The sequence below is a fragment of the Rhodococcus sp. 14-2470-1b genome, from assembly GCF_002259415.1.
In the GTDB taxonomy this organism is placed as follows: domain Bacteria; phylum Actinomycetota; class Actinomycetes; order Mycobacteriales; family Mycobacteriaceae; genus Rhodococcoides.
The window spans coordinates 234,604-245,867 of record NZ_NPFY01000022.1 but is presented as its reverse complement, the minus strand read 5'-3'; the positions used below and the strand labels follow the sequence as shown (position 1 = coordinate 245,867).

Sequence of the window (11,264 nt, the reverse complement as noted above, 5' to 3'; positions counted from 1 at the left end):
CGCTCGTGTACCCCGAAAGGCCTTACCGCTCGACTTGCATGTGTTAAGCACGCCGCCAGCGTTCGTCCTGAGCCAGGATCAAACTCTCCGTAAAAGACTTGCAATCCCACCATCCCCCAAAAGAAGACAGTGCAATCAGTCAAATGACATCAAGTCCAAATCACTAGCAAAAAAACTCAACTAGCATTACAAAAAATCTTCTCACCCCAGACGGGAAGAATGAAGCAAGAAGATGTCACACCCACACCCCAAAAGGCATGAGCACCAAAAACATTCGGCACTGACATTCATCGACACACTGTTGAGTTCTCAAAGAACACGCACACACTCTCCACCCGCAGACTCACGCCTGCCAGCTTCAAGGGCAACTGTTCCAGCCTATCCCAGCTTGGTCTCGGAAGCAAACTCCGACTCTTGGGGGACAAACCAATCAAAAGCTACCGTACAACCTCGTTGTCTCCGGCCTCTCGGCTGGAGTCGGTGTCCGTGTCGCTCTGACTCGACAAAAGTTACGCGACGAGTCGCCGAACTCCAAATCGCCTGGTCAGGGGCGTCGGCTGGTCCGAAGCGCGTCCCGGGCGAACCGTCGAGCCCAGATCGGGGACTCCGCTCCCCCACCGCCTAGATAGAACAACGGCCCGTGTGCACCGATCAGATCCAGAAACGCAACGGTCGGGTGCGCGATCTTCTGCGCTTCGAATGCGCCGTGGTCTCCGGTCACCCAGTCGAGTGCACCCGTGACTTCGACGATCATCGCGTCCCGTTGGGCGGGGGAAGCAGAGGCGGCGAGCGCGATCAGGAAGAGCGTTCCGGCGTCCTGTTCGTGAGGTTGCTTTCCGAGAGGCAGCCGAGCTGCGCAGTGGTGCCAGAGCCCGACCGGGTCACCGACCAATGCGGTGCCGACTCTGGTTCGAACGAGCACCCCCTTGAACATGCGGACGAGACCCAGCGCCTTCGCGGCTTCCCTCATGTCCGTTGCTTGGTGGTGGTCGGCTTCGAGGAGACTGTCGCCTACCCAGCCGATTCCCCAGTCCAGCTCGTCGCGCACGGCTTCCACTACACGGGGCGGCAAACTGCCGCCGGCCAGTGCGATGCCGGAATCACCGACTTTTCGAAGTAGCCACATCATTTTCGTCATGGCGGTTTCAGCTACCGGCAGGTCGACGGAACTCTCGATGGTCAGCTCGCATCGAGGCAGTAGTTCCAGCAAACGAGGCTTCGGGACGGCGCCGCTTCGACTGAACAGCCTCGCCACCAGTGCCGATGCAGCTGCACTTTCAGTTTCCGCCGATCGGACCTCCCGAGCACCGCGCAGACGTTCGTTGATCTCTTCCACCGTCGGCGCACCAGATCTTCCCGGTAGGGCGTCCTCGTCGATCACCCCATGAGCCGGGCTCACGTTCTCCGCACCAACGCAGGTGGGCCTCAGATCGTCTATGTCTGCATCCACCTCCACGACCTGCACCGACAATCCGCGTAAGTCATCGAACCGGTAGTACGCACGATCGCCGGGGCGAGCGAGCACGGCATCGATGCGCACGTGATCGCCGGCTGCGTCACCCCCGGCGCGGCGGGTTGTCGGGACGAACGTCTCCGTTTCGGTATCGAGCCGGTAGTACTCGTCGCGCCAACCCATCGCGGCCTGGATCAGGGCATGCAGTTCAGGAAGCAACAGGTCCGAACGAAGCCTCAGACGTCGCCATACCGTCGGGACGTACGACAGAAGCTCGACGTGCAGCGTCAACTGCACGATCCCCGACACCCAGGCGGCGGGCACGTCGTGTACGGCTCGTGCGAATTCGAGTTCCCGACGCGGCTCGGTCGGGAGGTACGGCACCAGCGTCAGGTGCCGTGCGCGTCCGGTGCGATTCGGCATGTGTCCGACTGTAGTGAACTGCGCGGTGGGTGTGCGTCGCACCGATCGGGTCCGATCAGAGCGGGTGGACTATCCCAAGTCGAACAGTCCGTCGTTGATCGCGGCGACGTCGAACGCGAGTTTCTCGGCTTGGCCGGCCAGGATGGTGACCGTCAACTGCACCAGATACTGCTCGTCGACACCGAGGACGGCGTACCGCGTCGTGACATTCAACTCCAATTGCTCCGCTGCGAACGACCCAGCGAGGAACCGAGCCGGCCACGGCCCCAGGTCTTCGGCGCTTGCCGAGGTCTCGGACCATCCCGGCATCAGTCGAGCATCGGTGAAGCTGCAGTCGAGCAACGGACCGGAATCGACTGCCGTGGACAGCTTGCCGACAAGAAGTACGGCGTTCGGCGCGAAGCCGTTCTCCACGAACGAAGTCTCGACGAGCACGGCCGTCGCACCGGGGAACTGCTCGGCAGGTGCCGCCTCCCATCCGGCCGGGGTGTGCGCCACTACCCCGAGGGCGGCCGCAGCGTCGCGCCCGATCGGCGTCACCTGAATGCCGTTCGACGAAAGATACTGGGCGACAGTCAATTCACCGCTGTCGGAAGTCATGAAGGTGCTCCTTCTGTCGAATGTCCTGTACGGTCTTCGGTCAGCTCTTCCAGGTACCGGGCCACACCGTCGTCGTCGTTGGAGTGAAGGATCCTGTCCGCGACCACTTTGATCTCCGGCATCGCGTTCTCGGTGGTCAGAGCGGTTCCTGCCCATTCGAGCATCGGGACGTCGTTGAACGCGTCACCGACGGCTGCGACGTCGGTCCGATCGATACCCAATTCCTCACACACCCGCGCCAGCGCGCTGGCCTTGGACACCCCTGTCGCCGACATCTCGATGTACGGTGCGCCGGAATGGGTCAGTTCGACGCCGTCGACCTCAGCGGCCAACACCGTTCGGTACAGCTCCACGCTGGGAAGATCAGGGTGACGAGCAACGATCTTGACCGTCGGCTCGGCCGACAGAACCGTCGCCTGGACATCCATCTCGTGGGGGTGCCGATGGTGGTCGGCGAATACGCACAGCGCGGCGTATCCGTGCTCGGCCACGAATCGAGTCGCACCGACCGTCGCGAAGACGACCCCCGGCACGACGTCACGGACCCTCGTCATCGCCCTCGCGACGGCAGTCGCGTCGATGGACGTCGTTCCGGAGATGACGGGTGTGCCGTCGGCGAGATCGAGAACAACGGCTCCGTTGGCGCCGATCGCCTTGCCCGTGAATCCGCAGGACTGGGCCAGCTCGTGGATGGAGTGCCTGGCCCGGGCCGACGCCCAGACAACTTCGATCCCGGCAGCGCGGGCGGCGGCCATCGCCGCTGCAGTTCGTGCCGAAACAGAACGCTCCGAATTCAACAAAGTCCCGTCGAGGTCTGTGGCAAGCAAACGAACCGTCACACCCACGATGATGCCAGCGCTCGCACCGGCCGCGGCAATGCGGGCATGGTGGGCGGCAGACGGCGCTAGCCTTGAACGCGTGAGCACTCCGAACCTGACCCTCAATTCCGGAACCACGATCCCCCAGCTCGGCCTGGGAGTCTGGCAGGCAGCCGACAGTGAGACCGAGCACGCTGTCCGGTACGCGCTCGACGAAGCCGGCTATCGCCACATCGACACCGCCGCGGCGTACGGCAACGAAGAAGCCGTCGGTCGAGGCATCTCGTCAGCCGGTGTCGCGCGTGAAGACATCTTCGTGACCACCAAGCTGTGGAACGCCGATCACGGGTTCGAGCCCGCGTTGGCAGCCTTCGACACCAGCCTGAGCAAACTCGGCCTCGAGTACGTCGACCTCTATCTCATCCACTGGCCCCTGCAGAACGACGATCGACTGCTTCGGACCTGGGAGGCGCTCGAGAAGATCGCGGAATCCGGCAAAGCGAAAGCAGTCGGAGTGTGCAACTTCGAGCCTCGCCACCTGCAGCTGCTGATCGACCGCGGCGGTCTGCTTCCCGCTGTCGATCAGGTCGAGTTACACCCCCATCTCACGCAGCAGGCGATCAAGGACACGGCCGCTCAGCACGGTATCGCCGTCGAGTCGTGGAGTCCGCTCGGTGGAACGAGCAACTCCGGATGGGGCAAAGCCTCCAAGCCCAACACCCTGCTCACCGACCCGGTCATCACGACCATCGGCGAGCGTCACGGCAAATCCGCAGCACAGGTGTTGATTCGCTGGCACCTGCAGAACGGACTGATCGTGATCCCGAAATCCGTTCACGACGAACGGATTTCACAGAACATCGATGTGTTCGACTTCGAGCTCACGCCAGAGGACCTCAGCGAGATCGCCACCTTGGACGACAACGTGCGCGTTGGAGCACACCCCGACGAGCTGAATCTCGGCGCGCCGGACTAGCCCGCAGTCCGAGCATGGAGAACCAGAACGGTGATCTCGCTCGGCGCGAACACCCGGAACGGCGGACCCCAGAAGCCGGTACCGGGCGAGGTGTAGAGCTGGGTCCGCTCACCGTGCGCACTGAGACCTCGCACGGTGGGCTGATCCAGCCGAACCAGGTACCGGAAAGGCCAGATCTGCCCACCGTGAGTGTGTCCGGACACCTGCAGATCGACTCCGCGCCTGACCGCGTCGTCGACCTGTTTGGGTTGGTGCGCCAGCAGGAAGACCGGCAACTGCGGGTCCGCCCCGTCCAACGCGCGATCCAGATCCGCGCCGTGCCCGGCCGTCCCCGAGCCGGACGCCGTCCGATCGTCGACGCCCGCGATCACCAGAGCACTGCTCCCGCAACCGATCTCGATGCGGTCGTTGTGCAGCGCTGTCCACCCGAGCGATTCCATGTGATCGAGCCAGGCCTGAGCCTCGCCGAAATATTCGTGATTTCCGGTTACGTACACCCGCCCGTACCGAGCACGAACGTGCCGTAACGGTTCCACCTGATGCCGGCGCGCGGCGACCGACCCGTCGGCCAGATCACCGATATGGCACGCGACGTCGGCGTCGAGCTGATTGATTCTCTCCACTACCTTCGCCGACCATGCGGCGCGGTCGATCGGACCGTAGTGGGTGTCGGTGATCATCACCACCCGCAACCCGTCGAGGTCCGCGCCGAGTCGCTCGAGGTGAACGTCCTTCTCGACGACACGGGGCACCTTCATCGCCTGGTAGTGCCCCCACCCCAGCAGCGAAACCACGACGACCACGACCGCGCACGCGACAAGCCTGGAGCGGAAAGGATCCTCGATCCCCGCGACGGCCAACGCCGCGCCGACAAGGTTCCCCAGAACACTCCACACGAACAACACCCACACAGCGCCGAGCACCGTGTCGCCGACTCGCGCCGCACGGTCGTCACCTCGCGCGTGCCCTAGAACCATCGCCGTGGGCAGAGCCGTCCCAGCCACGAGAATTCCGACACATCCCGCGAGCGAGACGGCCGCCGGCCAGTCCGTACCTGCAAAGAACAGCGTCCACAACGGAACCCCGAAGAGCAGCACCACGACCAACAGAACGAGAGACGACACCGTGAGCCGACGCACGAGCCGTGGCCTGGTCGATTCCGCTACCGGCCGCCCGGTCCGATCACCCACGCAACGCGTCGGCGATGGGGGTGTCACCGTTGTCGAATTCGATGAAGCGGCCGACAGTCGACTTGTCGTCCAATGCCGCTGCGATCGCTGCCGCGACGTCGTCGCGGGTCACGGACGCCCCCGTCGCACCGGCGTCACGCGTCGTGATGGAACCGGTACCTGGTTCCAGAGTCAGCGCACTCGGCCCGAGAATGGTCCACTCGAGCGACGTCGTCCGCAGGTACTCGTCGGCTGAGGCTTTGGCGTCCGCATACGCGTGGAACGAAGTGCCCGGATCCACGCCGTGGTCCGGCCCCGCACCGAAGTACGACACCATGACGTATCGCGACACACCCGCGCGGCCCGACGCGTCCACCGACCGAATGGCTGCATCGCGATCCACGGCGTAGGTGCGCTTCGGGTCTCCGCCGCCCGCACCTGCCGACCAGACGACTGCGTCGAAACCGTCGATCAGCGCAGCGATCTTCTCGACGTCGAGAGTCTCGATATCGGCGACGACCGGAGTGGCACCGGCATTCGCGACGTCGTTCACGTGTTCCGGATTACGGATGATCGCTCCGACCTCGTGCCCCCGTGCGACGAGCAACGGCGCCAAACGTAGTGCGATCTTGCCGTGGCCTCCGAAGATGGCAACTCTGGACATGAACACTCCCTCGAATGGAAACAGGTCGTGTTCCACGCTAACGCACAGCCACGACGCGCCAGTCCTGCCGCTACGACCGTCGGCGACCGTGAAATCCGTTGATCGGCAGTTCCACGTCGACGATGCCGTCGTCCTCGGAACTCGCGCCGCGGACATTCGCGGGCATCGTCCACACCTCGGTGACGGCTTCCGCCGGCACGTCCACGTCCTCACGTGCTCGCCCGAGCCACCCGTTCCACGACGGATTCTCGTCCGCTGGCCGTGGAACACGACCGGGCAACGCCACCTCGGTGACGATGTCCTCCTTGCGGGGTTCGAGGTCCAGCGGTGTCCACTCCACCGCCTGGATCGGGTCCGGGTCGGCGTGCACCGAATCGGGTTCGATGCCTCCCGCGGCGAGCGTCGCCCACAGACTGCTCATGGCAGCGTCGGGGTCGAGGTAGTACTCGGATTCGCGGACTCGCCAGAACGTCCAGCCGCATCGCTTCAGTTCCTGTTCGCGCTGGAGGTCGGCCCGAAGTCGCTCCGGACTGTCCAGAACCGTGTCACCGTCGCACTCGACCGCCAGTCGCGACGCCTGCCCGGTGACGACCAGATCTATCCGACGGTTGTTCACCTCGACTCCCGGAGTCACGTGGTAACCCCGATCGCGAAGTTCCACGAAGATTCGCTGCTCGAACAACGACGCGAAATCGGTGTGGCGTGATTCGGCGTCTACGCCGAGCGGCATCGGAACAACCGATGCAGGCGACACCGACGTCATGTACCCGAGCAAACTGTTGCGCAGGTCTGCGCGCTTGAGGCGGTCCACGGTGACCGAATGGAACAGCCACAGTTGGTCCTGCGCACGCGACGCCGCGACGTTGAACCGACGCTTGTACTGATTTGCCGTCAATGCGACGAACGGCTGACTCGGCGAGACGACCATGGACAGGAACACGACGCTGCGCTCGTCTCCCTGGAAGTCCGGCGGCGTGCCGACACGGAGTCGGCGATCCTCCCACTGGTCGATGCCGATACGTTTGATGAGCTCGTTGCGGATCTCGTCGACCTGCGAACTCCCCTGCAGTACAACGACTCCGAATGTCTTGCCATGATACAAGGGATCGGCAAGACATTTCACGATCTGGCCGACGATGGCCAACGCTTCCACGCGGTTGACCAGCGTCGCGCCCTTGCCGACGACGGTGGCATCCGCCACGTACGTGTGCCGCAGCGGTGGAAGCCTGTCCGCCCCGAACTGCCGCACCGGGACGAGTGGGGAATCACCGTAGAACTGCTGACTCGACCAGTTGATGATCTCCGGCATCGATCTGAAGTGCTCCCGCAGCCTGACGACCTGGCCGAACCTCGTCCGCAGCATCGAGAACAGACTCGATCGCGGCGTCAGGGTTGCGCGAACGTGTTCCGGCAGATCGGGGAGGAAAACGTCCAACCTGGTGAAGACATCCTCGAGGGTCCCGGTCTGCGGAACATCTGCCGGCGCGCACTGACGGTCGTCACCGACGACGATGACCCGCGGAGCCAGGTACAGCAGGAACAGGCTGCTGATGTCCGCCTGGCTGGCCTCGTCGACGATGACCACGTCGAAGCTGTCCGCGACCGGCGGCACCGACGCGAGGACCTGTTGCAGCGGCATGACCCACGCCGGCACGGCACTCTGTGCGTCGCGCATAGCCGATCGCGCCGCACTTCGGTAGGTCTCCGCGTACTTCCCCGCACCGGAGCCGATTGCGGAGATGTGCTCCCGATAGGTCTGCAGGGCACGAACTTCCACGGCCGTCATCCGTTCGAGGCAATCACGCCACGCCATGGCCGCACCGAGCTTGGCGGTGAGAAAAGACAGATCCGCCTCGGCTGCGTTCAGCTCGGCGTCGAGACGGTGTTCGAGGCCCGAGTCGTGCTGTTCGGACACCCACTCGCGCGCTCGGCGCCACGCCCACGCCTTGGACATCTGCCAACTCAGCTCGTCCCATTCGGGGTCGGCCGCGGTGTCCACGACAAGCTCGTGCAGCGCAGGCGCGGTCTCGATCAGCCTCGCGGACAACGCATCCTGTTCGAGTTGATCCTTCTGCTCGGCGCAGGCGAGAAGGTAGGAATCGCACGCGGCGGCAACCGCGTCGGCGTCGGCCGAACTGATCGCGGCGACCAGCGCGTTGCCTTCCGGAGACGGACCACTGTCGATCTGAACCGCAACGCCGTACAGCACCCGCTCCAACTCGGCGCGCGCGACGTCCGCATCGATACGAGTCGCGATGGCACCGGCGGAACCCGCGAACTTCTGCGCGTCGTCGAGGGTTCGGATCCACGGAGCAGAAGGAGACACTGCATACAACCGCTCGACCAGTGCGTCACGTGCATGGAGAACACCCGACACGCGAACGAGTTTGCTGGCGACAAGTTGTAGATCGTTGACCTGGCGCGAACGGGATCCGTCCGTGGACACCGCGATTCCCAAGTCTGCCAACAGAACCGACGCGGTACGAACGATGTCGAGTGCACGGACGTGCTCGGCCACGAGACGCACGGTCGCGGCCGAGGCAGCAGCCGTCCCGTCCACCTCCGCCACGATGCCCAGCTGCTCGACGGCCTTCTGCTGCTCGCTCTTGCGGAATCTCCCCTTCCATTCCAAGCCCGATTCCAGTGCCACGGCGAAGGATTCGAGAGCTTGGAACGCAGCATTCGACGTCAGCGAACTGCGCACGTCGTGCGCGCCGACGAAACGGTCCGACTGCGCCGCGACGTCGACCGTCGACACTGTTCCGCTGACTCTCGACCACAGATGGGCGGCTTCTCCGGACAGTACCGAATCGGTCAACTGCCGGTACACGGCGTCGAGCTCTTGGACATCGCGGACACGTGCGTCGAGCTCCTCGCAGAGTCTGCGGATGTCGAACGCAGCCGCCGGATCGACCCCACCGAGGAATTCGACCAGCTGAGCGGATTGATCGGACGTCGTCGGCGCCGTCGCGCTCGCACGCTCGCACAGGGCTCTCAGCTCGGCCGAGTTGGGCAGCATCGTCTCGAGCGCGGGAAGCGCCTGTCCAGTCCTGGCATCCCTGCCCTCACGTGCGGTCGCGATCAAGCGGCGCAGCCGATCGACCTCGGTGCCGCTCAGTGGTGGACGCTCACCGAACAGGGGGCCCGGCAGCCACTCGTGGGCCCCCTCCAGCGAACTCACCTTGCGCACGACGGTCGCAGCTGTCCCCTCGAACCCGTCCGAGATGTACGGGTGCACAACGGTTTCCGCAGCTCGTACCTCGGCGACCGAATCCAACAGTCCGTCGCGTCGGGCGAGAGCTTCGGCGCGACGTGCGACGAGGGAGTCGATCTTCTCGGCGTCGTCGATGTCGTTGTAGGCCGCTTTTCGATCCGCGATCCGTGCCACGCTGCGACTGAGCTCCTCGGACCCACCGCGCGACAGGTCCGTGATGGACACGCACAACTCCTGCAGATCAGGAGGAAGCTTGTCCCGCAGCACACGCAATGCTTGTGATTTCTCACTAGTGACCAGAACTCGCTGCCCACGCGCGAGCAGCGAGGACATCAGATTGGCGATCGTGTGCGTCTTCCCGGTTCCCGGTGGGCCCTCCACGACGACCCCACTGTCGCGTCCGAGACGATGCACGATCTGGGACTGCTCCGCGTTCGCCGGAAGCGGGAACATCGGGTCCTCGGCGATCTCGCGGGGGTCCGCCGCGCCCGACCGCTCCAGCCACGCCAACCGATCCGCCGGTTCGATGGGCTCGACCAGCTGGGCGAGACCGAGGGGTGCCGTCGCGCCGTCTCGTCCGAGCTCGGCGATCATCTGCTCGTAGTAGTCCAGCAGGGCGTAGGAGTCTCGTTTGCGCAGCACCACTGCCGGGGAGAGCGTCATCGTCGGCTTGTCCGCGACCCCGAACGTCGCAGGGCGGTCAAGCTCGGCCCGCACCTCCAGGTCGACGTCGAGCGTACGCCGAGCCCAATCCACCAGATACTCCCGAACCGACGGCGCGAGAGGAGACGATACCGACGACGCGAGCGTCTGCTGCAGCTCGACCGACCCCGAGACGTCGAATCGCGGGTGGGAAGCGAGCAACCTGGAATCCTCGAGGCGCGGTTGAGCGTGCGCGGCGAGCGTGACCAGCAGGTCCCCGGTGCGTACGTCCCTCTCGATGGTCGCCGACTGCGTCAGGACGTGAGTTCGGACCGCGGTCGAGGAATCCGTCGCGGCCAGACCGAGCAGACCGGACGCGACGACGACTTCGACCGATTCCGGCCGCGACGCGACTTCCTGCATCATCAGTTGCAGGGACTCGTACAAAGACGCCTGCGGCCTGACCTTGCGATCGTTCTCCGCCCAGACCCGCCACTTGGCCGAGTACGACGCGAATTCCTGGCGAATCTCGTACGCCCGGCGGATGTCGAAATCCGCATCGGTGTCGCTGTAGCCCGCCTCGGTGTCCTTCGATTCCTCCAGGTCGAGCGCGCGGTAACGGCTGTCTCCGATCATCGCCGGGTCGACGAGCCCACTCAGCAGAGCCGGCAGCTCGGGTGGCTCGGAGACGTCGACGCGTCCCGCTCGGAACACCACGCCGCCTGCGCCGGCGTTCCTGTCGAGCCGAAGCGCACCGGCCTCGCCGTCGATCCACTGAACCCGAAGGTGATCCTCGTAGTCCAACGTCGGCTCGGTACGTGCGGTGACGATCTCCCGCAGGAACTGCAGCAGCCGAAGCACTCGGCCTTCCACGTTCTGTCCATCGAGGCCTGTGTGACCGACGCCTGTATGACCGCGGCCTGGAACCGATGAAGTCGACACTGCCACTACCTCTGCACTCTTCGAAACGGCCGTCCTGGAACAGGTCGGATGCTTGCCCTGAGCCGTCAGAATAGTCTCCGAGACGGTAAAAGGTCATGGTCTCCGAACCTGTTGCCGGGTCTATCGTGCAACTTCACAACGCTCGTTGATCGACGTCAGCCACACTCACAGGTCCGCGAAGGACGACCGAGCCCCGCGACACGGTCTCGGGTGGGAGCTCCTGCACTCCTACCCGCTGGTAATGTACCGGCCGGTAACCGAAGGCATTTCGCAGCGCGAAAGTCGGCCTCCGACAACGCTACTCGCCAGTATGCCGTCAAGTCTTCAGTGACAATTCATAGAGGAATTGCGAATAGATCGTGA

7 protein-coding genes and 1 rRNA gene are annotated in these 11,264 nt (G+C 64.4%); 1 reads left to right on the top strand and 7 read right to left on the bottom strand.

Annotation, left to right across the window (positions count from 1 at the left end; all coding sequences use genetic code 11):
• The 4 genes from CH293_RS17690 to CH293_RS17675 all read right to left on the bottom strand — a co-directional run.
• Positions 1 to 94: ribosomal RNA gene (locus CH293_RS17690) — 16S ribosomal RNA — on the bottom strand; the annotation flags it as partial.
• A gap of 450 nt (positions 95 to 544) precedes the next feature.
• Positions 545 to 1,876 (bottom strand): hypothetical protein, encoded by a 1,332-nt coding sequence (locus CH293_RS17685; protein ID WP_094720954.1) that lies wholly within the window; start codon positions 1,874 to 1,876, stop codon positions 545 to 547.
• A gap of 69 nt (positions 1,877 to 1,945) precedes the next feature.
• On the bottom strand, positions 1,946 to 2,476 hold the full coding sequence (locus CH293_RS17680; protein ID WP_037110454.1) for an LpqN/LpqT family lipoprotein: 531 nt from the start codon (positions 2,474 to 2,476) through the stop codon (positions 1,946 to 1,948).
• Positions 2,473 to 3,315: a Cof-type HAD-IIB family hydrolase gene (locus CH293_RS17675; protein WP_255122892.1), complete on the bottom strand. Its 843-nt coding sequence runs from the start codon at positions 3,313 to 3,315 to the stop codon at positions 2,473 to 2,475. Before CH293_RS17675 ends, CH293_RS17680 begins: the two co-directional genes overlap by 4 nt.
• Positions 3,316 to 3,394: 79 nt before the next feature.
• Between CH293_RS17675 and CH293_RS17670 the strand changes: the two genes are divergently transcribed.
• Complete coding sequence (locus CH293_RS17670; protein ID WP_094720965.1) at positions 3,395 to 4,270, top strand: aldo/keto reductase; 876 nt, start codon at positions 3,395 to 3,397, stop codon at positions 4,268 to 4,270.
• Here the strand turns inward: CH293_RS17670 and CH293_RS17665 are convergent.
• From CH293_RS17665 to CH293_RS17655, 3 genes are all read right to left on the bottom strand, one after another.
• Entirely contained in the window at positions 4,267 to 5,460 is a 1,194-nt protein-coding gene (locus CH293_RS17665) for a metallophosphoesterase (protein ID WP_094720953.1), read from the bottom strand. The two genes, CH293_RS17670 and CH293_RS17665, sit on opposite strands and share 4 nt — an antisense overlap.
• Positions 5,453 to 6,103: an SDR family oxidoreductase gene (locus tag CH293_RS17660; protein WP_141217180.1), complete on the bottom strand. Its 651-nt coding sequence runs from the start codon at positions 6,101 to 6,103 to the stop codon at positions 5,453 to 5,455. Before CH293_RS17660 ends, CH293_RS17665 begins: the two co-directional genes overlap by 8 nt.
• Before the next feature lie 70 nt (positions 6,104 to 6,173).
• A complete protein-coding gene (locus CH293_RS17655) occupies positions 6,174 to 10,820 on the bottom strand; it encodes an AAA domain-containing protein (RefSeq protein ID WP_094720951.1) in 4,647 nt (1,548 codons plus the stop codon).
• Positions 10,821 to 11,264 lie beyond the last annotated feature (444 nt).

Bases quoted from the DNA above. Each gene is read 5' to 3' on its own strand.
- CH293_RS17680 (WP_037110454.1), bottom strand. From the start codon at position 2,476: ATGACTTCCGACAGCGGTGAATTGACTGTCGCCCAGTATCTTTCGTCG.
- CH293_RS17685 (WP_094720954.1), bottom strand. From the start codon at position 1,876: ATGCCGAATCGCACCGGACGCGCACGGCACCTGACGCTGGTGCCGTAC.
- CH293_RS17660 (WP_141217180.1), bottom strand. From the start codon at position 6,103: ATGTCCAGAGTTGCCATCTTCGGAGGCCACGGCAAGATCGCACTACGT.